Raw genomic sequence first — 26508 nt, 5'->3', positions numbered from 1 at the left:
CCAGTATGAAAGAACAAGAATTTCTACAAGAGGTAAAAGAAATCCAATTACTACAACAAGCTTTAGGTTTATTAGAATGGGATAGCCAAACTGGAATGCCAGAAGCGAGTAGTGAATTCCGTGGAGAGGCTGCAGGGTATTTATATGGGATGGCATTTGAACGAAGTGTAGGCCCTAAAATTCAAGAAGCTTTGGCATATTTTGATACTCATTCTAGTGAATTGTCAGAAGTGGGTTTGTCCGTTTATAAGGAAGTCAAAAAAGAATATGAACTAAATCACAGTATCCCAGCTGAGCGTATGCAGGCTTATAATACTGCATTAACAAATGCTCATACTGCTTGGCTTCAGGCCAGAAAATCTAAAGATTTTACTGAAATGAAACAAGAAATTCAAACAATCATTGATTTTTTAAAAGAGTTTATTCCTTATTGGAAAAAAGACGAGACAACAAACTATGATGTGCTGCTAAATCAATACGAACCTGGTTTGACTGTTGAGAAACTGGATCAAATTTTTGACCAACTTAAAACTGGAATTATGAGTATTAGAGATGCTGTTGTAAAAGAAGGGACAGTTCCACGTACTGACTTTTTATCTAGACGAGTAACAAAAGAACAGCAAAGAACATTTGTGATGGGGATTGCAGAGCAACTTGGTTATGATTTTTCAAGAGGCCGTTTAGATGATACGGTTCATCCGTTTATGCTAGCATTAAATCGTAACGATGCACGCATCACGACACGTTGGGATGAAACGAATTTTTCAATGGCAACGTTTGGTGTGATCCATGAAGCGGGTCATGGAATTTATGAGCAAAGCATTGACCCTAAATATGATTATACACCACTTGCTACAGGTGCTTCTATGGGGATTCATGAATCGCAGTCGTTATTTAATGAAATCATTATTGGCAGTAATAAACAATTTTGGAAAAAGCAATTTCCATTTTTTAAAGAGTGTACAGAGGGAACTTTTGACGATATTGATTTTGATACCTTTTATGACTCATTAAAAGAAACCAAGGCAAGTTTGGTTCGTATTGAAGCAGACAGTTTAACGTACCCGCTTCATATCATTATTCGTTATGAAATTGAGAAAATGATTTTTAATGAAGAGGTTTCAATCGATGATCTACCACAGATTTGGAATGATAAGTATGAAGAATACTTGGGAATTCGACCAGAAAATGACTTAGAAGGTATTGTGCAAGATGTACACTGGTCTGGTGGTAGTTTTGGTTATTTCCCTTCATATGCTTTGGGGTACATGTATGCAGCGCAATTACGTCATGCGATGGGGAAAGAAATCGATGTAGATGCCGTTTTAGCTAGTGATGACTATTCTATCATTAAAAATTGGCTAACTGAGCATATTCACCAATATGGAGCATCTAGAAAACCAAATCAATTGATTTTAGATGCAACAGGTGAGTCATTGAATCCGCAATATTTGATCGACTATATGAAATCAATTTATTATGATGTCTATAAAATCAAAGAATAATTATTTTTATCGAGCAACAGAAATGAGGGAGCAGTTATGTTATCAATTAATGAGTATTTAAAAGCCGGTGAAACGACTGTCTCCAACTTGGTCATTGAGAACTATCAGAAAATTGGTTTAACAGATGAAGAATTTTTATTTTGGTTACAGTTGTTCCGATCTCAAGCAAAGGGAGATTTATTTCCGGATTTGGCTGAAATCAGTTCAATGATGGGAAAACCGATTGATGTTATTTATAAACTAATGAATCAACTTGTTTCACGAGGTTTTCTAATTATTGAAACCAAGCAAAACGAACAAGGTCAAATGATGGATACGTATGATTTATTGCCGATTTTTGAGAAAATTGCTCTTTTGCAAGAAAAACAACTTGAAAAACAACGAGAAATTTCATCAGAAGAAACAATCAAGCAACTTTACCAAGGGTTTGAAAAAGAATTCGGTCGTCAATTATCACCAATTGAATTAGAAATGATTGGTCAATGGTTAGAAACAGATCATTATCAACCTGAGCTTATTAGACTGGCACTAAGAGAAGCAGTATTGAATCAAGCTTATAGCTTAAAGTATATCGATCGAATCTTACTTGCCTGGGAACGTAAAAACATCACGACGAAAGAGCAAGTGGCTGAAGATCAAAAACGAAGAAAGCAAGCCTTGATCCAAAAAGAAATTGAACAACAAGGTGCCCAAAATGAGCCGATTCCAAAGGTTACTCTGCATAATTGGCTTAATCCAGAAGACAGTGAGTAGGAGGTAGGTAAATGCTTTCTAAAGAGAAAACAATGGAAGCAATTCAAATCATGTATGATATGTTCCCAGAAGCTGCGTGCGAGCTTACACACAAGAGTCCATTTCAATTACTGATTGCAGTTATTTTAAGTGCCCAAGCGACAGATGTCTCTGTGAATAAAGCAACACCAGCCTTATTTGCCGCATATCCAACACCTGAAGCACTGGCAGCAGCTCCTATAGAAGATATCATTCAAAAGATTAAAACAATTGGTTTGTACCGAAATAAGGCGAAAAACATTAAAGCATGTGCCGCTCAATTATTAGACCAGTTTGATGGAAAAGTACCTGAAACTCGTGAAGAACTCGTTTCTTTACCAGGTGTTGGTCGTAAAACAGCTAATGTGGTGATGGGGGATGCTTTTGGTGAACCTGCTATAGCAGTTGATACCCATGTTGAACGGGTATCCAAACGTTTACGTATATGTAAACTAGATGCTAGTGTAATGGAAGTTGAACAAACCTTGATGAGAAAAATCCCGAAAGAATTATGGGTAAAAACCCATCATACGATGATTTTTTTCGGACGTTATCATTGTTTAGCTCGAAATCCTAAATGTGATATTTGTCCACTTTTGTACATGTGTCAAGAAGGTAAAACGAGAATGAATACTAAATAAAGAACACAATTTTGATGAAGTCAATACGCTTTGATTTTTATTCATATCAGCGGAAATTCGAAAGAATAATACGGGAAATTTAGAAACTTGGTCAATCTACAGAAAACCGCCCAATGCATAAAGCGCATTGGGCGGTTTTTTAGGTCAATTATTCAAGCCTATATGATTATTTTTATACTCTCTATTATGTTTATTATTTAACCAATCCCGATAACAAAATGTAATAATTTGTCTGAATACGTAAGCTCATCTAAATCTGTTTTGATGGTTTCATTGAGTAACCTTAATTCGTCAGTAACAATACCATCCACTCCATAAAACATCATCCGTGTCATCGTATCTTCATCATTAACAGTCCAAGCGTAGACTTTTTTACCGTCATTATGAGCTGCATTGATAAAGTTTTGATTTAAAGTAGTATATTCCATCGTAAAGAAATCTACATTTGAAATAGGAGGCCCAACAATGTTAAAAGGAAGGATGTAACCAACATAAAAGTCAGGTTCTTGTTCTTTTAACTGAGTAGCTGTATCAAAGGTCAATGTATGCAGAATATGTTTTTCTGATAAAATGATCTGACGATATTTTCGAGTAAAACGTTCAACCAAATCAGGGCTATCTTGCGGTGTTGTTTTAATCTCAATCAATAATTTTTGCCCCAACTCTTTTGCTTTTTCAAGGTATTCATCAAAGGAGCAGACGTTGGCTTCCATGCCATTTTCTTTAGCAGTCAATTTGACAAGTTCTGCTAAAGTAAGTTCATTAGGTCTTTTGTTGACACCCGTAAGCTTTTTCAAATTGAAATCATGCATGACAACAAATTGTTTGTCTTTCGTTTCTTGTATATCCATTTCTACGTAAGTAGGGTGCTCTAAACTAGTTTTTTCAAGTGCAGGTAATGTATTTTGAACACCATTTGCTGCATCGACACCTCTGTGAGATATTGTTAAGGGTTCTGATAGTGATGGGTTACTTAGATAAGTGGTATTATATGCACCGACACCAATACCGAATAGGGCAGAGGTAAGAGAAAATAAGCCGATTTTAACAGCTGTCCATTTTTTTCTAGGCTGTTTTGGTTGATCAAAAAACCACTGCGGAAGTTCTGGCAAAAATCCTTCATCATCCATATAGTCGATCGTGATATAAAAAATGCCGACAGTTGAAAAAATAATATTCAGGAGCAAAATAAATTGTAAAAGAGTCATTGCGATTACAGCACTAGCTAAAGCGTAACTTGGAAATGCAGTTTCAATAATCGCTTGAGCGCTTAGTATTACTGTATAGCTAAATACGAAAACTAAAAGAATACTGCCGCCGATCACAATAAATTGTCCTAGAATCCTGAAAAAATGATGCTTCGTGGATCTCCAGCTTTCTTTAACGGCTTGGCGAAACGGAACATCTCTTAAAATCATTTCTGGCAATGCAAAAATCAAGCGAATAGAAAGATAGAAGAAAAGCAAGTAACCTAGAATGACTAAAGCAATGATTGTTACTCGGTTAGCAAAGATAAAATCCATGATAAATGCAGGTATTTTTATTTTCGCCAATAAATCTGAATTAAACCCTAACCCACTAAGCGGTAAAACTAAGAAAAAATAAAATAAGAAAAAAAGTACAGTACTAAAGCGAATTTTTTTAAGTTGAAGAACCGTTCCTTTTAACAAACTTGTTAGAGAGATTGGTTCTTTTTTCTTTATAAAAAAAACACTTAAAAGTAAAAAAGTAAATTCAAAAAAGACCGCAATCACTGTTGCTAACAGTACAATAATTAAGGCGATCAGAACTCCAGGATGCTTAGAGAAGATAATTGGAATTGTATCATAAGACAGATAATTGATGTTTCCTTGTTTTAATATAAAACGTGTCGAGCTTGCCAAAAGAGGAAGCAGTACAAAAAGCATAAAGCCATGCATCAATAAAACATCTCGAAAATAAGACGATGTACCTGAAAAGAAATCAATGATATTTTTAAAACTATTTTTAAAGTATTTCATTATTTAATCCACCCCTACACACTTAAAATAAAAGAGGATAGGATACTGTGGCATCCTATCCTACACTTGTTTCTATTATATAGTTTTAAGCGTTAAACGCCTAGTAAACCGTTTAAGAATGTACCGCCGTAAATCAAGGCTAAACTATACAAGAAGATTGAAACGGGTTTTGCTAAAATGATAATCAACGTAAATTTCTTTAAAGACATTTTTGTTAAACCAGCCATCAGACAAAGAGTGTCATCTGGTGCGATTGGAAGAAAAATTGCTAATGCGAAGAGACGTTCAAACCGTTTTTCATTATCCAACCAACCAATATATTTATCATAGGTCTTATCGCTAACTAAACTAAGAATAAAAGGTTTACCATATTGGCGACCTAATAGAAAAATGATAACTGAACCGATTGCGATCCCAACATAATTATAGATAAATCCAGCAACTGGACCGAATATCAGAACGCCAGCGGCACAACTGATGCCGCCTGGGATAATTGGGATCACTACTTGAATGATTTGGATCAACATAAATAGAATAGGTCCCATGATAACTGAGTCACCGACTAATCCTCTCAAAGCATTGATATCTTTAAAAACACCTAATCGTATAAAATAAATCGTCATAGCAATCGTTGCTATGATTCCTACGATTGAAATGCAGTTAATAATTTTTCTTGAAAGCGCGATGCTCATGTTTATCATCTCCTTAATTTAGGACTCGTTTGGTCTCATAATAAAAATATGTTTGTGACACTTTTTATCATACACGATATTTTATTATTTTCCTTGAAACTAGCTATGAAGCTAGATAAAGTAACTATCCTTAGTATAAAAGTCTTTGTATTATTTTACCATTGTTATTTATCAAATTTCACGAACAAAGTTGTAAGAATCAACTTGTTACGATTATTATACAAAGAAATTTTTCCAAAAACATCCTACTTTAGCCCTAAAATAAAAAATAACCGAGAGTTTCCTATTTACAAGAAACAATGAGAGGATTATAATTGTTTTAAGGATTATGGCGTGCCTAAAAATATAATAATATAAACCTTATGATTTATAGTTGGAAGAAGGATAAAAGATGAAAGAAGAGAAAAGTGAAGCGGAGAAGTTGTTGGAATATGCCAACGGTCCTAGTTTGGAAGAAATCAACAATACAGTTGATGTTCCTAAAAATGCTAGCTTTTTGCGTACATTGTTGGCTTATAGTGGACCGGGAGCACTTGTAGCAGTTGGCTATATGGACCCAGGTAATTGGATCACTTCAATTGCTGGAGGGGCAGAATATAAATATGCATTACTAAGTGTTATTTTACTATCAAGCTTGATTGCGATGTTACTTCAAAGTATGGCAGCTAAACTAGGTATCGTGACAGGAAGAGATTTAGCACAGGCAACTAGGGAACATACAAGCAAAAAAACAGGTTTTGTTTTATGGATTATTACTGAACTTGCAATTATGGCGACGGATATTGCTGAGGTAATTGGTGGGGCTGTTGCTTTACAATTACTATTTGGTTTTCCATTATTGATCGGTGTATTGATTACAACGTTTGATGTCCTATTGTTATTACTGTTAACAAAATTAGGATTTAGAAAAATCGAAGCAATTGTTGCATGTTTAATAGCAGTTATCTTTTTTGTTTTTGCATACGAAGTAGCGCTAGCTGATCCAACTATTGGTGAAGTACTTCGTGGATTTATTCCAGATCCGAAAATTGCTACTGACAAATCAATGCTGTTTTTAGCTTTAGGGATTGTCGGGGCAACTGTTATGCCACACAATTTATACCTACACTCTTCAATTGCTCAAGCACGAAAATTCGATCGCAATGATGATGAAGAGAAAGCAAAAGCAATTCGTTTCACGATTTGGGATTCAAACATACAATTGACGGTGGCATTTATTGTTAACTGTCTATTGCTGATATTAGGTGGAGCTTTGTTTTATGGAACAAATAGTGACTTAGGTAAGTTTGTAGATTTGTTTGATGCATTGAAAAATCCTGATATCGTTGGGCATATTGCTAGTCCTGTTTTAAGTATTTTATTTGCAATCGCATTGCTGGCCTCAGGTCAAAATTCTACGATCACCGGAACACTTTCGGGTCAAATCGTTATGGAAGGGTTCATTCACTTAAAAATGCCATTGTGGATGCGTAGAGTAGTAACGCGTTTGATTGCGATCGTACCCGTTATTATTTGTGTGATTATTTATGGCGGTAGAGAATCAGCAGTTGAAGATTTATTATTGTACACCCAAGTATTTTTAAGTATTGCGTTGCCAATTTCGATCATTCCTTTAACGATGTATACGAGTGATAAAAAAATCATGGGTCGTTTCGCTAATCCAATGTGGGTGAAAGTTTTAGCGTGGATCATCGCGATTGTATTGACAGCACTGAATCTATTCTTGATATATGGAACTTTAACTGGCGTGAATGCGTAATAAAAAAGAAAGCGATTCTTGATTGAATGGCTTTCTTTTTATGTATATATAATAGAATTCGTGCTATAGAAATGGTAGAATGAGAAAGACTAAAATTTTGAAATGAGGGTTTTAAGTGACTGAATATTTAAATGTTGGAAAGATCGTCAATACTCAAGGCTTAAAGGGTGAAGTACGAATAATTTCTCAAACAGATTTTCCAGAGTTGCGTTATAAAAAAGGATCAGTTTTGACATTATTTCAAGAAAAAAAAGAGCCGATCGAGTTAACGATCAAAACTCACCGAAAACATAAAAATTTTGATATTGTAACGTTTGAAGATCATTTTTCTATTAATGATGTTGAAAAATACCGTGATGGGATTTTAAAAGTATCAAAAGATGATTTAGCTGATTTACCAGGCGATGAGTTTTATTATCACGAAATCATTGGATTGACTGTTATTGACGAAAACGAAAAAGAATTAGGGAAAATCAAAGAAATTCTTTCGCCAGGCGCAAATGATGTCTGGGTTGTTCAAAGACCAAAGAAAAAAGATGCTTTGATTCCTTATATCGAATCTGTTGTTAAGTCGATCGATTTAGAAGAAGGAATTGTTCGTGTAGAAATTCCAGAAGGTTTGATTGACGATGAAAATTGATGTATTGACGCTTTTTCCAAGAATGTTTGAAGGTCCGATGGGAGAATCGATCATTGGAAAAGCTGTAGAGAAAAATTTACTTGAAATCAATGTGTCTAATTTCCGTGATCATTCAGATAATAAGCATCAGTCGGTCGATGATTATCCATATGGTGGTGGAGCTGGAATGTTGCTGAAAGTTCAGCCGATTTATGAGAACTTACGAAGGATTGAAGAAGCATCGCCGGAAACTAAAAAACGTGTGATTTTACTAGACCCAGCGGGTAAACAGTTTGACCAAAAAATGGCGGAAGAATTTTCTGAGGAAGAGCATTTAGTTTTTATTTGTGGTCACTATGAGGGATATGATGAGCGTATTCGTTCTTTAGTCACTGATGAAGTTTCATTAGGAGATTACGTATTAACTGGTGGAGAATTAGGCGCGATGGTCATGATCGATGCAACAGTCCGTTTACTTCCTGATGTTTTAGGGAATAAGCTTTCTGCACAAACCGATTCACATTCAACTGGCTTACTAGAGCATCCGCAATATACACGTCCAGCTGAATTCAATGGAATGAGTGTACCAGAAGTTTTGACAAATGGAAATCATAAACTGATAGCCGAATGGCAGTTGAAAGAATCGTTGCGGAGAACCTACTTAAGACGTCCTGATATGTTGGAAACCATGGAGCTTGATACTGAAATGAAAAAATTTCTTGCAGAGATCATTGAAGAAGAGAAGTCAGCAAAGGAATAGAAAATAAGGCCTCTTTAAAGAAAAATCCCTTTACAGCTATGAATAGCTATGTTAAACTATTTCAGTGAGTGCAAAGCGCTCAACTATTACGATATTCCGCTGTGACAAGAGTCATAAGAATGTTTGGAATGAGGAGAAAAAAGAATGAATCCATTAATTCAAGAATTAACACAAGAACAACTACGTACGGATATTCCTGCGTTTCGTCCTGGAGACACTGTTCGCGTTCATGCGAAAGTAGTCGAAGGAACGCGCGAACGTATCCAATTATTTGAAGGAGTTGTTATCGGACGCCGCGGCACTGGTATCAGCGAAACTTATACAGTACGTAAAATTTCTAACGGTGTTGGTGTGGAACGTACATTCCCATTACACACTCCACGTGTTGCTCAAATCGAAGTAGTACGCTATGGTAAAGTTCGTCGTGCGAAACTTTATTACTTACGTGCATTACATGGTAAAGCAGCTCGTATTAAAGAAATCCGTCGTTAAAAACTTGTTATTAATTAACAATGAACCCCTTGATGATCAAGGGGTTTTATTTTTTTATTTTATTGCTCATTTATTTTCTACGGTGCTCAGTTAAATGATAAGCTTTGTAAAGCAGCTAAACAAAAAGATAATGAAGAATAAAACCTATAATGAATGAAAAAGAAAAATAAGATAATGCAATATATATAAATAGTTTCTCTTTTGTTGCTCTGTACTTAAATAATGATAAAATACCTAAAACAAAGAAAATGATCGATAAAACCATTATTTTCACCTCAAAATGAATTGTAACAGCTTGAAATAAAAATTAGAAAAATAAAGGATTCTCAATAAACGAATTTTTACTTAAAAAACAAAATTAGTTGTAGTGAGAGCGATATCCAAATTCAGCTATAACAATTTTGGCGAGCGAAAAGTCAATATGAAAAAACTAAGCAAGTAGCTAATGAAGAGCGTCTACAGGCTTAGTTTATTTTTGTTTGTTATGTCTACATAAATGATTATTGTCTCAGGTCTAATAAAAACGCTAAAGCCTTGTCTTGGTTCATCAAGCCAGTTTTTAGTTTTTCAGCGATGATGTCGATTTCTGTGCCTTTTGCACCAACAGACATTGCTAGAGAGCGAGCTTGTAAGGACATATGACCTTGTTGAATACCTTCTGAGACTAGTGCCCGTAAAGCAGCTAAATTCTGTGCTAAACCGACGGCGGCAATTACTTCCGCCAATTCTTTTGCAGTTGTTACGTTTAAAATCTCTAAAGCAGCCTGGGCTTTAGGTAAAACATTAATGGCACCGCCAACGGTTCCAATCGCTAATGGTAACTCAATTGTACCTTTTAAACCATATTCAGTAAGTTCCCAGCGGCTTAAACCATGATAGGTGCCTGTAGCAGCATAGGCATGAGCTGCGGCAGCCACTGCACGAGTATCATTCCCAGTTGCTAAGACTACAGCTTCGATACCATTCATAATGCCTTTATTGTGTGTGGCCGCACGATAAGGATCTATTTGAGCAAGTTGCGAAGCTGCTGCAATTTTCTTCGCAACTAATTTTCCAGCTTCTAAATCACCTGTTTTACTTAAACTAGTAAATGAAACATCACAAGTAGCGGTTACTATCGATTCAGTTGCATAGTTGCTTAAAATGCTAAATAATATATCAGCATCAAACCATTGACGGAATAAATCAGTGACACCTTCTAAAATGGAATTAAGGATATTGGCTCCCATTGCGTCTTTAGTATCAACAAGTAAATCTATTGATAAATAGCTGCTATTCTCTGGGAAATGACGGATTTGGATTCTTTTTAAGCCGCCACCTCGTTTCACGATAGAAGGGTAGCTTTTTTCAGCTTGGGCGAAAATTTCTGCCGAGAACTGGTTGATTTTTTCTTCTATTGGTGCTGAATCTGTAACATTCATAAAAACAATTTGACCGCGTAAAAGTCCTTCTGCCAATTCACTTTGAATGCTGCTAGATTGTTGAATCATTTTTGCTCCGTTACTACAGGCTGCAATGACAGATGGTTCTTCTGTTGCCATAGGGACTTGATAGCTTTTATTATTTACTAAAATATCCGGAACAATACCCATTGGTACGGCCAATTCACTGATTTGATTTTCAATCAAATGATTAGCGGTATCTTCATCTAATGATATATTTTCTAATTCTTGCTTGCTTTCTATAGAAAGATGACCTGTTGTTTGTAAAAATGTTAATCGTTCCTCTTTGGATAGTTGATAAAACTTTTTATCTGTTTTGGTTTGTTGAGGACGCTCAATCAGCATGGCAAGCCCAAGGCCTCCTCCAACACACAGCGAAGCCACTCCATAGCGACCATTGATGTCTTCTAATTGGTGAGCTAAAGTTGCTACGATGCGCGTTCCAGAAGCACCAATCGGATGACCTAAGCTAATGCCACCGCCCCAAATGTTGAGTTTTTCTTCAGGTATCTTTAGTTCATTTTGAACAACAATAGAAGAAGCGGCGAACGCTTCATTGATTTCAAATAAATCGATATCTGGAACTTTTAAATTGTTGCGTTCTAATAAGGTTTGAACAGCCTTAATTGGTGAGATGCCCATTATACTTGGATCAATACCAACCTCAGTAACATCTTTGACAATAGCAATATAAGGAATCTGATGTTTTTCTGCAAACGATTTAGAAGCCAAGATCATTGCTGAAGATGCATCGTTGATTGTTGAGGCATTTCCTGCTGTGACAGAACCGTTTTCTTTAAATACCGTTTTTAACGTACTTAGTTTTTCTAAAGTTGTATCTTTTCGAATACCTTCGTCGTAATCAAAAATAACGTCATTGATCGTCAAAGGAACTATTTCTTTCACAAACTTTCCTTCTGATTTTGCTTTAGCTGCCTTTATTTGGGAATGTGCAGCAAAACGATCTTGCATTTCTCGTGTGATGTTAAACTGTTCAGCTACATTTTCCGCCGTCAAGCCCATTGCTTTACCGCTAAAAGCATCGGTTAAGCCATCTACTATCATAGTTGGAGCAGGTTTTGAATAAGTGTCTTCTTCTTTGTACGTGATAGCAGGAGCAGTTGTCATGCTTTCTGTTCCACCAGCCAAAATAACGTCAGCTTGACCTAATTGAATAGCTTGTTTGGCTAAGCTGATTGCTTTCATGCCAGATCCGCACACTTCATTTACAGTAAAGGCAGGGACATCAAAGCCTAATCCACTGTTGAGTGCAATTTGTCTTGCAGGGTTTTGTCCATTTCCGGCCTGTAATACGTTTCCAAAAATGACTTGTTTTATATGTTCTGCGGCTTTTGTATTCCTTATAAGTAACTCTTTTGTAACAGCTGTTCCTAGTTCAACTGCAGATAATGATTTTAATTGTCCTCGGTACTTGCCGATAGGCGTTCTCAAGGCGTCGATAATTACGATTTCCACGACGTCACCTCCACTATGAAATATACCATGCTTTGTGAAAAAAGAATACTCTATAAACCATAATAAAAAAACTTCTGAAATTCTTTAACAAATTTTAAATTGTTCTTATTTCTACCAATCTTACTCGAATTTATGATAAATTATACTATGTAATGAATTGATAATAACGACAAAGGAGATATACAATGAACGTTGGCATAGATAAAATTAGTTTTTTTGTCCCACCATACTATGTAGATATGACCGATTTAGCTTTAGCGAGAGAGGTAGATCCAAATAAATTCCATATTGGTATTGGACAAGACAAAATGGCAGTAAATAAAAAAACACAAGATATTGTGACTTTTGCGGCAAATGCTGCAAAAAATATTTTAGCGGATGAAGATAAAGAACAAATCGATATGGTGATCGTCGGTACAGAATCTGGCATTGATGAGTCAAAAGCTTCTGCAGTCGTTTTGCATCGCTTGATAGGGATCCAACCATTTGCGCGTGCTTTTGAAATGAAAGAAGCTTGTTATGCTGGAACGGCAGCTTTGCAGTATGCTGTTGCGCATATTAAAAGTCATCCGAAAAGTAAAGTGCTAGTCGTTGCCTCTGATATTGCAAAATACGGCTTAGCTTCTGGAGGAGAACCGACACAAGGAGCAGGAGCGGTGGCAATGCTTGTTTCCGCTGATCCAAGAATTTTACAGTTAAATGATGATAGTGTGGCACTGACACAAGATATTTATGATTTTTGGCGGCCCGTTGGACATGATTATCCAATGGTGGATGGACAATTATCTAATGAAACTTATATTCAAGCTTTTCAAAAAATTTGGGAGGAATATCAGAGCCGTCATAAAAAGACAATCGCTGATTTTGATGCACTAGCTTTTCATATTCCATATACAAAAATGGGGAAAAAAGCATTGTTAGCAGCTTTAGAAGATGAGTCACCAGAAGAACAAGAACGAATTTTAGCTAAATATGAAGCAAGTATTGTGTACAGTCGGCAAGTCGGCAATTTATATACAGGTTCATTGTACCTTGGGTTGATTTCATTATTAGAAAATGGTCAATTGAATGCGGGTGAACAAATTGGATTATTCAGTTATGGATCTGGTACTGTAGCGGAATTCTTTAGTGGAAAGTTAGTTGAGGGATACCAACAACAATTACTTGCAGATATCCATCAAAAACAATTAGTAGAACGAAAAAGATTATCTATCGCTGAATATGAAGCAATGTTTAATGATGTTTTGGATGCGGATATAGACAGTAACTACGAAGACTCACTTCTTTACAGTATCGCTTCCATCTCAAATACGGTTAGAACTTACAAGGAAAAATGAAGCTTTTCTTTAAGACAGACAGTTTAAATACTTCTTGTTGCATTCAATCAAACTGAATGCAGCAAGAAGTATTTTGTATTTCTGTAATTTTATAGCTATCCCTGCTAAATTATACCCTTGATATAACATTAAAAAATAAAAGTGAATAGAATAAAGTTATCATCACTGTATCAGATAAGTGATACAGTAATCGAGAGATGAACTGATAAAAGGAGACAATGATGAAAACTATTTATATTTTATTAACTCGTTCTAAAACGTATATTTCACGACTGATTCATTTAGCTACGTCAGATGATTACACACATGTTTCTATTTCTTTTGACAAAACGTTGACCCAATTCTATAGTTTTGGTCGTAAACATACCCATTTTCCTTTACCAGCAGGGTTAGTTCAAGAAAGCTTGACCAATTGTTTTTTTGGCTATCACAAAGATATGCCGTGTGCCTTGTATGAATTGAAAGTGCCAAAATCAGTCTTTGCGCACGCCATGAAAGAAGTTCAACGAATGATAACTGAAAAAGGACAATATCGTTATAGTATCATTGGGCTAGTATGCTGCAAGTTTTCGATTCCATATCAAAGAAAAAAATATTATTTTTGTTCTCAATTTGTGGCTGAAATATTAGAAAAGAGTCAGGCTGTTGTGTTGCCAAAGCCAGCGGAATTAATAAGACCTGTCGATTACATGAATATAGCAATAGGGGATTGTTTGTTTACCGGTAAAATTAGTGAGTTAGTTGCTAGAGTTGCTACATTTTAGTTATCATCAAATTGAAAGTTTTATCTGATGATATATTATTATTTTTGAAGCAGATCCCAAAAGAAATTGCCCGATGATGCACAATAAAGACGTTATTTATCGTATGAGATGTTTTTCAAATTAATAAGAGAGTTTGTAAAAGATTAGAAAATTGTACTATAATAAAATAGTAAAAGACCTAAGAGCAGTGCAAGGGGGAGGAATAAGGCTTGAATATAAAGAAAGTTAGTGAGTTAAGTGGTGTTTCTGCTGATACGATCAGATATTATGAACGTATTGGGTTGATTCCGCCTGTGAAACGCAGTGCTAATGGAATTCGTGATTTTGATGAGGAAGATTTACGCTGGATCGTTTTTAGTAGACAGATGAGAAACGCTGGGTTATCTATTGAATCTTTAGTAGAGTATTTAACTTTATTTCAAGTAGGAAATGAAACCGTACCTGCGCGTAAAGAAATCATTGCCGACAAAATCAAGGAATTAAAGAAAAAAGCATCAGAATTAAACACAGCAATTGAACGGTTGGAGTTTAAGTTTGATAATTATGAGGAACATATGATTCCAGCAGAAAATGCGTTAAGAGATTTTAATCAAAATAAAGAACAAACAATAAAAAACTTCTAAACATCTTTGTTTGGAGTTTTTTTTAATTTAGTAAATAAATCACTTGACTTAGAGTTCACTTTAAGAAGTAAACTGTATTTATCAGGAAGAAAAACGAACTACTATAAGGAGGAATTTTAATGGACTATGTTAAATTTGGCAACACAGGAATGGATGTTTCAAGAATTTGTTTAGGTGCAATGGGCTTTGGTGATCCAAATAGTGGGTTTCATGAGTGGGTATTAGAGGAAGTAGAGAGTAAAAAGGTGATTAAAAAAGCGTTGGACTTAGGCATTAATTTCTTTGATACAGCGAATGTTTATTCCTATGGTGCTAGTGAACGAATTCTTGGAAAAGCGCTAAATGAGTATGCCAATCGGGATGAAATCGTTGTGGCAACGAAATTATTTACCACGATGAAAAAGAATGTTCCAAATAGCGGTGGGCTTTCAAGAAAAGAAATATTCCATCAAATTGATGCTAGTTTAGAGCGATTAGGTATGGACTATGTTGATTTATATATCATTCACCGTTGGGATTACAATACACCTATTGAAGAGACGATGGAGGCACTACATGATGTAGTGAAATCTGGAAAAGTTCGCTATATCGGTGCTTCAGCTATGTTTGCTTGGCAATTTGCAAAAGCACAAGCAGTAGCTGACAAAAATGGTTGGACAAAATTTGTTTCGATGCAAAATCACCTGAATTTGCTATATCGTGAAGAGGAAAGAGAAATGCTGCCGTTGTGTGAAGACCAAAAAATTGCTGTTACACCATATAGTCCATTGGCGTCAGGACGTTTGACACGCGATTGGAGTGCTCAAACGAAGCGTTTTGAAACGGATAAAACAGCGATGTCAAAATATGATACTACAGCTGAGCAAGATCGTATTATTGTTGAGCGAGTTGCTGAAATTGCAGAGAAACGTGGCGTTGAACGAGTACAAATTGCTTTAGCATGGTTGCTTCAAAAAGGACCAGTTGTAGCGCCAATCATTGGTGCTACTAAAGAAAGTCATTTAACGAATGCGATTCCAGCTTTGGATCTGGTGCTAACTGAAGCTGAAGTGTTATTTTTGGAAGAACCTTATGTTCCACATGTTATTGTTGGGCATAATTAAAAGGGTATAAAAGGTTAGTAATTGGAGGAATAGGAAATGGCTAAATTTGAAGAAGTACAACATGGTGTGATTTTTCCAGTAGGAGAAAAAAATGAGACGTATGCTCAATATTTTGTTGGTCAAAGTTATCTAAAAAACTTAGTTGCAGATCCTAACATTAATGCGGGCGTAGGGAATGTTACTTTTGAACCTGGTTGTCGTAATAATTGGCATATTCATCATAATGGGTTTCAACTGCTGCTCGTTACAGGTGGTGAAGGCTGGTATCAAGAAGAGGGCAAACCTGCTCGGTTTTTAACAGTTGGCGATGTTGTTGTCACTCATGATGGCGTGAAACATTGGCACGGTGCTGTAAAAGATAGCTGGTTTGAACACTTAGCAGTTACTGCTGGAACACCAGAATGGTTAGAACCTGTTGCGGATGAAGTATATGATGCGCTAAAAAATGAATAAAAGATGGGAGTCCTACTTAATGAAAAAACAAACAGCTGGTAGAGACCAACTAGGAGCATTTGCACCGAAATTTGCAGAATTAAATGATGATGTATTGTTTGGAGAAATTTGGTCAAGAGAAGAAGAGTTATCACCTCGTGATCGTAGTTTGATTACTTGTTCAAGCTTATTAACCCAAGGAGTACCGCAGTTAAAACCACACATGGAAATGGCGAAACAAAATGGTGTAACTAAGGAAGAAATGGTGGAATTGATCACTCATTTAGCTTTTTATACGGGATGGCCAAAGGCATGGTCAGCATTTGCTCTTGCAAAAGAAGTTTTTGGCGAATAAAATGGTTTTTACTTATTAAAAAAATGGAACGCATGTACCATACAGCGTTCCACTTTTTTTATGCTAAATTTTCATTAAGTTTAATCAAGAAATGAAAAATAAGTAGGCTTAAATAAGGTAAAATGGTAAAGTGAACTATAAAATGATTGCTTCTATGCAAAATTCATTCATCTAAAAGGAAGAGGGGACAAAATGAAAAAAAGAGCAATATTGATTATTCATGGCTTCGGCGGTAATGAGAAAGAAATTTTGTTTTTACATGAATACTTAAAACAAAGTGATCTTGATTCATTTTGGATTCAATTGACTGGACATGATGGAAATAAACAAAACTTTTCAAAAGGAACTGCCAATCAATGGGTAGCAGATGTTGAAAAGAAATTAGATAAACTTGAAGAAAATTACACACATATTACTTGCATTGGTTTTTCAATGGGAGGATTATTGACGATTCAAGTTTCAGAGAGAGAATCAGTAGATCAAATAGTTTTGTGTAGTACACCGATTTATCTTTACAATGTTAATGTAATTGCACAAGACATTGTCAAAGGGGTATTCTTTAAAAAGCAAGAAACATTGAATTATTACCTCGGTTCGGCCAAAACGGTGTCGATTCGTCCGTGTATTCAATTTTTGTCCTTACTTCAAAAAACAAAGAAAAAAATGAAAAAGAATAGATTAACTAAGAAAAATAAAAAGATGCTCATTTTACAAAATAGGCAAGATGAAACGACATATTATAAAAGTGCCTATTACCTTGCGAAAGCTAGCAATGCAAAAGTATCGTTGAAAATGTACGAGAATGGACGACACCAGTTATTTTTAGGCGAAAATAAAAATCAGGCTGTTGAAGATATTAAAACCTTTATTACTCAATAAATGTGTGATTGTGATACTTATCATTTCATTATTTAAAAATCTCATGGGCGAACAGGGCTATTGAGGTTTTTTTGTACTTTACGAGATACTAGTTCAGTAAAATGTTTCGGTGAAACGTTTTTATTTTATTTCCAGATAAAAAGGATGGTTCTTCTCTTTATTGTGAATAAATAGAAAAGAAAACGCTTGCTTTTAATTGAGATAAGGAATATAATCATTTTTGTAGAAACGTTTCACTAAATAATATTGAGGAGTGGAAGTATGAAATCATGGAAAAAGCTTTGCTTACTTGGAACAACTTTATTGGTAACTGTAGGTGTAATGGCAGCCTGTTCTTCGGGGAATAAAGAAAGCGCTTCAGATGAACTGACATTTTGGTATATGGGTGATGGAGATCAAGGGATCAAACCAATCGTTGATGAGTTTACTAAGGAATCAGGGATCAAAGTCAAAATCCAAAGTATTCCGTGGTCTACTTCCAGAGATAAATTATTAACTGCGGTGGCATCTAAAGAAGGTCCAGATGTTGTGCAAATGGGGACCACTTACATGAGTGAATTCGTTGATGCGGGTGCTTTGATGGATATAACGGATGATGTGAAAAAAAGCGATGTGATGAAATCAGCTAATTTCTTTGACGGTTCAGTGGCTACGACAGAATTTAATGGACAGACATACGCAGTGCCTTGGTATACCGAAACTCGCGGATTGTATTATAGAAAAGATTTGTTAGAAAGCGTTGGTTACAAAGAAGCACCTAAGACGTGGGATGAGTTAGCGGATGCAGCGAAAAAATTGGCAGCACGCGGTGATAATAAATATGGTTTTGGTGTTGAATTGAAAGAACCAACCTTCGGCTTTATGTTTGCTCGTCAAAATGGCTCGAAATTATTTGATAAAGACGATAAACCTTTATTCAATCAACCAGAAATGGTTGATGCTTTAAAATTTTTAGATAAGTTAGTTCAAGATGGTTCAGCGCCTAAAACAGATCTTGGTTTAGAAATTGGTCAAAGTTTTGGTGGTGAAGGCGTTGTCCCAATGTTTATCAGTGGTCCGTGGATGATCAATAGTATTAAAGATTCAGCACCTGATATCGAAGGGAAATGGGGAGTTGCTGAATTACCAAAAGGTCCTGTGAATAATACGTCTGTGACAGGTGGGGCCAACTTAGCAGTTTTCAATAGTTCTAAGAAAAAAGAGGATGCAATAAAATTGATCGAATATCTATCTAAACCTGAAAATCAAACAAAATTCTTTGAAAGTACAAATTCACTTCCAACCAATAAAGAATCTTGGAATTCTGATGTGTTCAAGAGCGATCCGTTAATTTCTGTTTTTGGGAAACAATTGAATGAATCGCAACCAATGCCGTTATTAAAACAATGGGATGAAATTTCTCAAAACTTTATGAAGCAATGGGAGCAAGTTGTTGTAAGTGGAAAGAATCTTCAAGAAGCAATGGATGAACTGAACGAACAAACGGAAAGCTTGATTAAATAGTCTTAAGGAGAAGGAGGAACAAAAGCCTAGAATATGTTATCTATTACTTACTAAAGTGTAGAGGCAAAAACTATCTTTTGTTCCTTTAATTGATTTGGTAAGGAGGAACAAAGCGATGAAGAAGTCAAAATCGCCATATTTTTTTATAGCTCCAGCCGTTGCATTATTGCTTGTTTTTTCAATCATTCCGATTTTTATTGCCGTAACAATTAGTTTTACAGATATGAGTTTAGCTGGCTTGGCTGATTTTTCACGAATCAATTTTGTTGGTTTTGATAATTATTTGAATATATTTAGTGACAAGGTTTTTGGGCAAGCCATGTTCAATACAGCTTATTATGTCGTCATAGGTGTACCCTTAGTTATTATTTCTGCATTAGCATTAGCCATTATGATCAATTTTGGTGAAAACAAATTTTTCTCTTTTATGCGTTTAGTGTTTTATAGCCCTTCTATTACTAATACAGTTGCAGTATCTGTTGTCTGGATGTATTTATACAATCCAACGATTGGCTTATTAAATCATTTATTATCGTATATAAATGTTGGCCCGATTATGTGGCTAACAGATCCTAGTACATCGAAGTTTTCTCTGATTATTATAGCTGTCTGGAAAGCAATCGGCTTGAATATGTTGATTTTCCTAGCAGCGATCCAAGGAATTCCAAAAGAATATTATGAAGCGGCAGAAATTGATGGGGCTAATAAATGGCAGCAAATTTTAAAAATTACTATTCCGCTTTTAAAATTTTCTATTTTCTTTGTGACCGTAACGACGTTGATCGGTTGGTTCCAATTCTTCGATGAACCTTTTGTTATGACTAAAGGAGGGCCACTTGACAGTACCTTATCTGTTGCCTTGTTCATCTATCAAAGAGGTTTCCAATACAACAAATTCGGGTATGCAGCAGCAGGCTCCGTGATTTTATTCATTGCAATCATTATCGTGACCAGTATTCAAATGAAAATCCAAACGAAACAAAAAGAAAATGAAGGATAAAAGGAGAGAACGTTATGAATTCACATAAAAATGCACAAATGAGTTTCAAGCTTTTTATAGGTATCCTTCTAGGCGTTCTGGGTATTATGACCTTTTTCCCATTTCTTTGGATGATTTTTTCTTCTTTTAAAACGAATGCGGAAATCAATCAGATCGTTCCTAGTCTATTTCCAAAAAATGCGACTTTCGATAATTTTAAAGAGCTTTTTATCAGGCTTAATTTTGGAACCTATCTTAAAAATACTCTGATCATAACAGCTTGTTCATTCGTAGGGTTATTACTAAACGCGATGGCGGGATATGGTTTTGCCAAGTTTGATTTTAAAGGGAAAAATTCACTTTTTCTAATGGTGTTAGCAACTATGATGATACCAGGGCAAGTAACAATGATTCCTGTGTATTTACTTTTAAACTCAGTTGGTTTAACGAATACCTTGATTGGGATCGTGTTACCTGGATTAGCGGGAGCTTTCGGGATTTTTCTTTTCCGACAGTTTATGCACAACATATCTAATGAAATGCTTGAAGCAGCTCGATTGGATGGAGCGAGCGAATGGTACATCTTTTTCAAAATCATCTTACCTGTAAGTCGTCCGATTTTGGCTGTTCAAGGGATCTTAACCTTTATTGGCGGCTGGAATTCATTTTTATGGCCGTTGATCATTGCCAATGATGAAAAGTATTATACGTTATCGGTGGGCTTACAATTATTACAAGGACAACATGGCTCAAATTATGCCTTACAAATGGCAGGAGCAACATTTATGGTGATTCCGATTTTAATTGTTTTTTCGATTTTCCAAAAGTATATTTTACAAGGATTTAATGTATCAGGAATGAAGTAACAAAGGATAATATAAAGGATAAGGTGAATAAATATGGAGCAAAAGCAACTAATAGAGTTATTGAAGCAAATGACCTTAGATGAAAAAGTAGGTCAATTACTTCAATTAGCAGCAGAATTTTACTCAGAAAAAGCTGAAGAAAAAACAGGGCCTATGACGGATCTTGGTTTGACGCATGAAGATATCAACAATGCTGGAACAACACTAGGCATCTCAGGAGCGAAAGAAGCGATTCGTGTACAAAAGGCCTATATGGAAAACAATCGACTGGGAATTCCCACTATTTTGATGGCTGATATTATTCATGGATTCCGTACGATTTTTCCAATTCCGTTGGGGTTAGGTAGTTCATGGGATGTGGATGTTGCTGAAAAAGTTGCAGAAGTTTCAGCGAAAGAAGCCGCTGTCTCGGGGTTACATGTGACATTTTCGCCAATGGTAGATTTAGTTCGTGATCCTCGTTGGGGGCGTGTCATGGAATCAACAGGGGAAGATCCTTTTTTAAATAGCCGCTTTGCAGAAGCCTTTGTTAAAGGGTATCAAGGTGAGGACTTACAAAATGATTTCTTCCGTGTGGCTGCATGTGTTAAGCATTTTGCAGCATATGGAGCAGCAATTGGTGGACGTGATTATAATACGGTCAACATGTCTGAAAGACAATTGCGAGACAGTTATTTACCAGGTTATAAAGCAGCACTTGATGCAGGCGCTAAGTTAGTGATGACGTCATTTAATACGGTAGACGGTGTTCCTGCAACTGGGAATAAATGGCTATTTAGAGACGTATTGAGAAAAGAATTCGGATTTGATGGTGTGGTGATTTCTGACTGGGGAGCTGTGATCGAGTTGATTCCTCATGGTGTAGCAGCAGATAAAAAACAAGCAGCAGAACTTGCGATCAAAGCAGGTGTTGATATTGAAATGATGACGACTTGCTATACCGAAAACTTAAAAGAATTGATTGAAGAAAAGATCGTTGATGAAGCAATTCTTGACGAAGCAGTTTTAAGAATTCTGACATTGAAAAATGATCTAGGTTTATTTGAAAATCCTTATCGTGGCGCAGATGAAACCTTAGAAAAAGAGCTGGTTTTGTCGAAAGAACATCGGGAGATTGCGAAGGATGTTGCAAGAAAATCGATTGTTTTACTAAAAAATGAGGGGATTTTACCGTTATCTAAACAGGATAAAGTTGCCATTGTAGGACCTGCTGCTGCTTCTAATGATGTTATTGGCGTCTGGTCTTGGCAAGGGAAAAAAGAAGAAGCAATTTCTTTAGGGCAAGGAGTGGCGCAATTAAATGCAGATTATCGGATTGGAAAAGAAGCCTTTGATTATTTTAAACCAAGTCAGGCTGCAATCGATGAAGCTGTTTCCTTAGCTAAAGGCGCAGACAAAGTAGTTTTAGCACTTGGAGAAGAAGACTGGATGAGTGGTGAAGCGTCAAGCCGTAGTGATATTCGCTTACCGCAAGCTCAACTAGATTTATTCAATGCTATTCAGGCTGTAAACGACAATATTATTGTGACCCTTTACAATGGCCGTCCACTTGATTTAAAAGGAATTGATTCAGCAAAAGCCATCGTTGAAGCTTGGTTCCCAGGAACAGAAGGTGGTGCCGCATTAGCTGATATTCTTTATGGGCAGTATAATCCAAGTGCTCGTCTAAGCATGTCATTCCCTGAAACAGTGGGACAAGTTCCCGTGTATTATAATTACGACAATACAGGTAGACCATATAAACCAGGTGATGAAAAATATGTATCCAAATATTTAGATGTTTCAAACTTTGCCAAATATCCTTTTGGTTTTGGCTTGAGCTATAGTGAATTTACCTATACTGACTTTCATTTAAGCTCGGATGAAATGAAGCCAGATGAAACAATTACTGTATCCGTTACTGTGGAGAATCAGTCAGATATATCAGGACAAGAGACTGTCCAATTGTACGTGCGCGACAAAATCGGTGAAGTCGTTCGTCCAGTACAAGAATTAAAAGGCTTCAAAAAGATAACGCTTCAAGCTCATGAGAAAAAGACAGTTCACTTTGACATTACCGAAGAACTTTTGCGCTATGTGCATGGTGATCAAACCTTTGTCAGCGATGCTGGGATCTTTGATGTAATGGTTGGCGCAAATAGTAGAGATGTAGCAACAAAAACCTTTAAATTATTGAAATAGATAGGAAGATTGAGATGGCGTATCAAAAACGAACGATTGAAAATGGTGGAACAACGGTCTCGTTTTTAGAAACTGGAGATCTTTACGAAATAATGCATGGAAATATTATGGTCAATCAACTGAACGGAAATCCATTGGATGGTAGCTGTAACCAGATTTATCTTAGAGTTTATAATGGAGCTGGTATTCAGTCAGTGCCAATGATTGGGTCTAACTCAAAGAGTAAATTTCAAATATCAAAAGAACAAGCTTCATGGAACGGCACATTTTTAGATGTTTCTTATCGCGTTGATTTCCAAATTGCTAAATCAGGCATTTGGTTTTGGCAGGTAACAGTGAATGGATCTGGACAAACAATCGATGTCATCTATGGACAAGACATTGGCAACGCGACAAAAGGAGCTGTTCAATCGAATGAAGCCTACATGTCACAATATGTGGACCATCATGTTGCAAAAGGAAATGATACTATTACGATTTCGTCTCGACAAAATCAACCACAAGAAGGAAACTTCCCAGTAATCGAACAAGGAAGCCTGAATCCACTAGTCGCTTTTTCAACAGATGGGTATCAATTTTTTGGACGTGATTATAAAGAAACAAATCAGGCTGTTGCTTTGACACAAGAAATGCTAGCGAATGAAGTGTATCAATATGAGTTTGCTTATATTGCGTTACAAACGGAACGCTTTGAAATGATGGATCAAGAGATGGTATTCGTATTTTATGGAGCGCCAATAGCAAATCAGCAATCGGTCATTCAACAACCACTTATTTCTAAAGAAGTTATCAAGGAAAATTATGACTCATTAAAAATAGAAAATAATGCTGGACAAGGAAAGGTTAGTGAGAAAAACATCGGTGATACTATCACAGGTGAGACATTTTCAGAAAAAGAGCGAAACCAATTATTTCCTAGTCAAAACCTAGTTGAAACAGTCGATGGGCAAATCGCTTCTTTCTTTACTGACGAGTATCATCATGTTGTTTTAAAAGAAAAAGAAGTTGCTATGGAGAGAGCACATGGGCACATTTTATTGAGTGGAACGGAACTTGATGTGAAGCTTCCAGTGCTTAGTACAACAGTCTATATGTACGGCATATTTAATTCTCAGATCGTTTTAGGCAATACCTCAATGAATAAGCTAATGAGTAATAGCCGTAATTCATTAAATGTCATGAAACAATCAGGGCAAAGGATCTACATCAAACAAGGAGATCTTTGGCGACTGTTAACAATGCCATCTGCTTTTGAAATGGGATTAAACTCTGCCACATGGTATTATAAATTAGAGAATGATATAATTACCGTGAGAACGTTTACGTTGTGTGATACAAGAGAAGTCATTACGGAAATAAAAAGTCAGCAAAAGAGACATTACACCTTCGCTGTAACGAATCACTTGGTGATGAATGCCGATGAAGAAGAGCCAGCTTATACGATAAACAAAGTAAAGGATTTGGTGACAGTAAAAGCGTCAACGGATTCTGTTATCCATCAAGAATACCCAGAACTAACCTACTACTTTTCTCTGGATAAATCTTTTGAATTGACGGATGAAAGTTTGTTTTTACCTAATGAATCATCGGAACGATTGGCTGTATTTGTGATTGAAGAGCAATCAGCGTTTTCTATGCAGATTCAAGGAACCTTGACAGGCGAAGCTTACGACGTGGTAGACACTACGTATCAATCAGAAAACGACCAATTCTTAACTTTTGTAAATGATTTATTGAATCATTTCAAGTTAGCCCATGCAACGGAAGAAGTCGAAACAATGAATGTCTTAGCTCGCTGGTATACTCATAATATGCTAGTCCATTATCTTTCACCACATGGATTGGAGCAATATGGCGGCGCTGCTTGGGGCACAAGGGATGTTTCACAAGGGCCAACAGAATTTTTCTTTGCGGTCAATCGCCCAGAAGTTGTGCGTTCTATCATTCAAAATGTCTATGCGAATCAGTTTGAAAATGATGGGAACTGGCCGCAATGGTTCATGTTTGACCGCTATGAAAAACAAAAAGCCGATGAAAGTCACGGGGATGTGATTGTTTGGCCGATGAAAATCGTTGCAGATTATTTAGCTAAGACAAAAGACTTTGGGATTTTGGATGAAGAAATTGCTTATACGGATCGTTCAACATTTTTAAAAACAAAAGACCGGTATCGTCTATTCGACCATGTAAAAAAAGAAGTTCAATTTATTGAGGACAATTTTTTAGAAGGAACATATCTTTCTTGTTATAGTGATGGTGATTGGGATGATACTCTACAACCGTATGACAATAAGTTGAAAAAATATATGGCAAGTAGTTGGACAGTTGCTTTGACGTATCAAGTAGTGAAAAAATTAGCAGATCTATTAAAAGAAGTTGATGTTGAATATGGCGAGCATTTATATGAACTAGCTCTAAATATCAAAAAGGATTTTGAAACCTATATTTTATCTTCTGAGACGATTCCTGGGTTTGTCTATATGGAAGATACAGAGCATGTAGAATTTATGATTCATCCAACCGACAAAAAAACGGGGATCCAGTATCGTTTACTACCTATGACACGGAGTATGATAGCTGAGCTGTTAACAACTGAACAAGTTGAGCATCATTATGCTATTATTAAAGAGCATTTAGAATTTCCCGATGGCGTTCGTTTGATGAATCGGCCTGCTGTTTATCGAGGCGGTGTAAGTACAAACTTTAAGCGTGCAGAACAATCAGCTAACTTTGGTCGTGAAATTGGGTTACAGTATGTCCATGCTCATATTCGTTTCACTGAAGCAATGGCAAAGTTAGGGAAGACAGATGAAACATGGCAAGCATTGCATCGAATCAATCCGATTCAACTAAAAAATCACGTGAAAAATGCGGAAATTCGACAAGCAAATGCCTATTTTAGTAGTTCTGATGGAGATTTTAAGACTCGCTATGATGCGCAAGAAAATTTTGGCAAACTAAAAACAGGGCAAGTTGGTGTCAAAGGTGGTTGGCGAATTTATTCCAGCGGACCGGGGATTTATATGAACCAGTTGTTGACAAATGTATTAGGTATTCGTGAAGATAGGGAGAATGTGATTTTTGATCCAGTATTGCCGGATAGTTTAAATGGTTTGAAAATGACCTATCAGTTAGCAGGAAAAGATGTACAAATCATATTCCATTTGACTGGTCAAAAAGAGTTCATTTTGGTAAATGGCACAGAGCTTTCGGTCAAGAGAGAGCAAAATCCATATCGTCAAGGCGGATTGGTCGTTTCGTTAGCTGACTTTACGACATTATTAGATAAGCAAGAGAACCAAATAGATATTTTTTGTTAGGAGATGAGC

The 26508-nt window shown here is 36.1% G+C and carries 21 protein-coding genes and 1 pseudogene; 19 read left to right on the top strand and 3 right to left on the bottom strand.

Annotated elements, in window-relative coordinates:
* Positions 1 to 5 precede the first annotated feature (5 nt).
* The 3 genes from A5821_RS04185 to nth are packed head-to-tail and all read left to right on the top strand — an operon-like array spanning position 6 to position 2917.
* Positions 6 to 1505: a carboxypeptidase M32 gene (locus tag A5821_RS04185; protein ID WP_086313356.1), complete on the top strand. Its 1500-nt coding sequence runs from the start codon at positions 6 to 8 to the stop codon at positions 1503 to 1505.
* A 36-nt stretch (positions 1506 to 1541) separates the two neighbouring features.
* A complete protein-coding gene (locus tag A5821_RS04180) occupies positions 1542 to 2258 on the top strand; it encodes a DnaD domain protein (protein WP_086313354.1) in 717 nt (238 codons plus the stop codon).
* Between the two features lie 11 nt (positions 2259 to 2269).
* Positions 2270 to 2917 carry an endonuclease III gene (gene nth / locus A5821_RS04175; RefSeq protein ID WP_086313352.1) on the top strand — a complete coding sequence of 216 codons (648 nt, stop codon included), beginning with the start codon at positions 2270 to 2272 and terminating at the stop codon, positions 2915 to 2917.
* Positions 2918 to 3114: 197 nt separating this feature from the next.
* Here nth and A5821_RS04170 read toward each other — a convergent pair whose 3' ends face one another.
* Positions 3115 to 4917, bottom strand: a complete 1803-nt coding sequence (locus A5821_RS04170) for a glycerophosphoryl diester phosphodiesterase membrane domain-containing protein (RefSeq protein WP_086313351.1) — start codon at positions 4915 to 4917, stop codon at positions 3115 to 3117.
* Positions 4918 to 5009: 92 nt separating this feature from the next.
* Positions 5010 to 5399: pseudogene (locus A5821_RS04165) on the bottom strand (TVP38/TMEM64 family protein); the annotation flags it as partial.
* Between the two features lie 601 nt (positions 5400 to 6000).
* On the opposite strand from A5821_RS04165, the gene A5821_RS04160 reads away from it, so the two are divergent.
* From A5821_RS04160 to rplS, 4 genes are all read left to right on the top strand, one after another.
* Positions 6001 to 7368, top strand: a complete 1368-nt coding sequence (locus tag A5821_RS04160; protein WP_086313348.1) for an Nramp family divalent metal transporter — start codon at positions 6001 to 6003, stop codon at positions 7366 to 7368.
* 115 nt (positions 7369 to 7483) lie between these two features.
* On the top strand, positions 7484 to 8008 hold the full coding sequence (rimM, locus tag A5821_RS04155; RefSeq protein ID WP_086313346.1) for a ribosome maturation factor RimM: 525 nt from the start codon (positions 7484 to 7486) through the stop codon (positions 8006 to 8008).
* On the top strand, positions 7998 to 8747 hold the full coding sequence (gene trmD / locus A5821_RS04150; RefSeq protein WP_086313344.1) for a tRNA (guanosine(37)-N1)-methyltransferase TrmD: 750 nt from the start codon (positions 7998 to 8000) through the stop codon (positions 8745 to 8747). The genes rimM and trmD overlap by 11 nt, the downstream gene beginning before the upstream one ends.
* Positions 8748 to 8891: 144 nt before the next feature.
* Positions 8892 to 9239, top strand: coding sequence for a 50S ribosomal protein L19 (rplS, locus tag A5821_RS04145; protein ID WP_010772344.1), 348 nt, complete (start codon positions 8892 to 8894; stop codon positions 9237 to 9239).
* A 500-nt stretch (positions 9240 to 9739) separates the two neighbouring features.
* Here rplS and A5821_RS04140 read toward each other — a convergent pair whose 3' ends face one another.
* On the bottom strand, positions 9740 to 12157 hold the full coding sequence (locus tag A5821_RS04140) for a hydroxymethylglutaryl-CoA reductase, degradative (RefSeq protein WP_086313343.1): 2418 nt from the start codon (positions 12155 to 12157) through the stop codon (positions 9740 to 9742).
* 185 nt (positions 12158 to 12342) lie between these two features.
* Between A5821_RS04140 and A5821_RS04135 the strand changes: the two genes are divergently transcribed.
* From A5821_RS04135 to A5821_RS04080, 12 genes are all read left to right on the top strand, one after another.
* Positions 12343 to 13494: a hydroxymethylglutaryl-CoA synthase gene (locus A5821_RS04135; RefSeq protein ID WP_086313340.1), complete on the top strand. Its 1152-nt coding sequence runs from the start codon at positions 12343 to 12345 to the stop codon at positions 13492 to 13494.
* 221 nt (positions 13495 to 13715) lie between these two features.
* Positions 13716 to 14258 (top strand): hypothetical protein, encoded by a 543-nt coding sequence (locus tag A5821_RS04130; RefSeq protein ID WP_086313339.1) that lies wholly within the window; start codon positions 13716 to 13718, stop codon positions 14256 to 14258.
* A 209-nt stretch (positions 14259 to 14467) separates the two neighbouring features.
* Entirely contained in the window at positions 14468 to 14881 is a 414-nt protein-coding gene (locus tag A5821_RS04125) for a MerR family transcriptional regulator (RefSeq protein ID WP_086313338.1), read from the top strand.
* Positions 14882 to 15000: 119 nt separating this feature from the next.
* Entirely contained in the window at positions 15001 to 15984 is a 984-nt protein-coding gene (locus A5821_RS04120) for an aldo/keto reductase (protein WP_086313336.1), read from the top strand.
* Between the two features lie 36 nt (positions 15985 to 16020).
* Complete coding sequence (locus tag A5821_RS04115) at positions 16021 to 16437, top strand: cupin domain-containing protein (protein WP_086313334.1); 417 nt, start codon at positions 16021 to 16023, stop codon at positions 16435 to 16437.
* Between the two features lie 19 nt (positions 16438 to 16456).
* Complete coding sequence (locus A5821_RS04110) at positions 16457 to 16771, top strand: carboxymuconolactone decarboxylase family protein (protein WP_086313332.1); 315 nt, start codon at positions 16457 to 16459, stop codon at positions 16769 to 16771.
* Between the two features lie 192 nt (positions 16772 to 16963).
* Positions 16964 to 17650 carry an alpha/beta hydrolase gene (locus A5821_RS04105; protein WP_086313330.1) on the top strand — a complete coding sequence of 229 codons (687 nt, stop codon included), beginning with the start codon at positions 16964 to 16966 and terminating at the stop codon, positions 17648 to 17650.
* 261 nt (positions 17651 to 17911) lie between these two features.
* Positions 17912 to 19153: a sugar ABC transporter substrate-binding protein gene (locus A5821_RS04100; protein ID WP_086313328.1), complete on the top strand. Its 1242-nt coding sequence runs from the start codon at positions 17912 to 17914 to the stop codon at positions 19151 to 19153.
* A 115-nt stretch (positions 19154 to 19268) separates the two neighbouring features.
* On the top strand, positions 19269 to 20153 hold the full coding sequence (locus A5821_RS04095; protein WP_086313326.1) for a carbohydrate ABC transporter permease: 885 nt from the start codon (positions 19269 to 19271) through the stop codon (positions 20151 to 20153).
* A gap of 14 nt (positions 20154 to 20167) precedes the next feature.
* Positions 20168 to 20998 (top strand): carbohydrate ABC transporter permease, encoded by an 831-nt coding sequence (locus tag A5821_RS04090; RefSeq protein WP_139844044.1) that lies wholly within the window; start codon positions 20168 to 20170, stop codon positions 20996 to 20998.
* A 33-nt stretch (positions 20999 to 21031) separates the two neighbouring features.
* The gene (locus A5821_RS04085; protein ID WP_086313324.1) at positions 21032 to 23179 is read left to right on the top strand and encodes a glycoside hydrolase family 3 N-terminal domain-containing protein; all 2148 of its coding nucleotides are present in this window, start codon (positions 21032 to 21034) and stop codon (positions 23177 to 23179) included.
* 14 nt (positions 23180 to 23193) lie between these two features.
* Positions 23194 to 26499: a GH36-type glycosyl hydrolase domain-containing protein gene (locus A5821_RS04080; protein WP_086313322.1), complete on the top strand. Its 3306-nt coding sequence runs from the start codon at positions 23194 to 23196 to the stop codon at positions 26497 to 26499.
* The last annotated feature ends 9 nt before the right edge of the window (positions 26500 to 26508 follow it).

It is taken from the genome of Enterococcus sp. 7F3_DIV0205 (genome assembly GCF_002141365.2).
Lineage (GTDB): Bacteria > Bacillota > Bacilli > Lactobacillales > Enterococcaceae > Enterococcus_L > Enterococcus_L palustris.
This window is presented reverse-complemented; position numbering and strand designations above follow the sequence as displayed.

Coding starts and splice junctions, on each gene's coding strand:
- A5821_RS04105 (WP_086313330.1), top strand. CDS start 16,964: ATGAAAAAAAGAGCAATATTGATTATTCATGGCTTCGGCGGTAATGAG.
- A5821_RS04090 (WP_139844044.1), top strand. CDS start 20,168: ATGAATTCACATAAAAATGCACAAATGAGTTTCAAGCTTTTTATAGGT.
- A5821_RS04130 (WP_086313339.1), top strand. CDS start 13,716: ATGAAAACTATTTATATTTTATTAACTCGTTCTAAAACGTATATTTCA.
- A5821_RS04170 (WP_086313351.1), bottom strand. CDS start 4,917: ATGAAATACTTTAAAAATAGTTTTAAAAATATCATTGATTTCTTTTCA.
- A5821_RS04110 (WP_086313332.1), top strand. CDS start 16,457: ATGAAAAAACAAACAGCTGGTAGAGACCAACTAGGAGCATTTGCACCG.
- A5821_RS04115 (WP_086313334.1), top strand. CDS start 16,021: ATGGCTAAATTTGAAGAAGTACAACATGGTGTGATTTTTCCAGTAGGA.
- A5821_RS04085 (WP_086313324.1), top strand. CDS start 21,032: ATGGAGCAAAAGCAACTAATAGAGTTATTGAAGCAAATGACCTTAGAT.
- A5821_RS04180 (WP_086313354.1), top strand. CDS start 1,542: ATGTTATCAATTAATGAGTATTTAAAAGCCGGTGAAACGACTGTCTCC.
- A5821_RS04160 (WP_086313348.1), top strand. CDS start 6,001: ATGAAAGAAGAGAAAAGTGAAGCGGAGAAGTTGTTGGAATATGCCAAC.
- A5821_RS04135 (WP_086313340.1), top strand. CDS start 12,343: ATGAACGTTGGCATAGATAAAATTAGTTTTTTTGTCCCACCATACTAT.
- rplS (WP_010772344.1), top strand. CDS start 8,892: ATGAATCCATTAATTCAAGAATTAACACAAGAACAACTACGTACGGAT.
- A5821_RS04120 (WP_086313336.1), top strand. CDS start 15,001: ATGGACTATGTTAAATTTGGCAACACAGGAATGGATGTTTCAAGAATT.
- A5821_RS04185 (WP_086313356.1), top strand. CDS start 6: ATGAAAGAACAAGAATTTCTACAAGAGGTAAAAGAAATCCAATTACTA.
- A5821_RS04100 (WP_086313328.1), top strand. CDS start 17,912: ATGAAATCATGGAAAAAGCTTTGCTTACTTGGAACAACTTTATTGGTA.
- A5821_RS04080 (WP_086313322.1), top strand. CDS start 23,194: ATGGCGTATCAAAAACGAACGATTGAAAATGGTGGAACAACGGTCTCG.
- trmD (WP_086313344.1), top strand. CDS start 7,998: ATGAAAATTGATGTATTGACGCTTTTTCCAAGAATGTTTGAAGGTCCG.
- A5821_RS04095 (WP_086313326.1), top strand. CDS start 19,269: ATGAAGAAGTCAAAATCGCCATATTTTTTTATAGCTCCAGCCGTTGCA.
- nth (WP_086313352.1), top strand. CDS start 2,270: ATGCTTTCTAAAGAGAAAACAATGGAAGCAATTCAAATCATGTATGAT.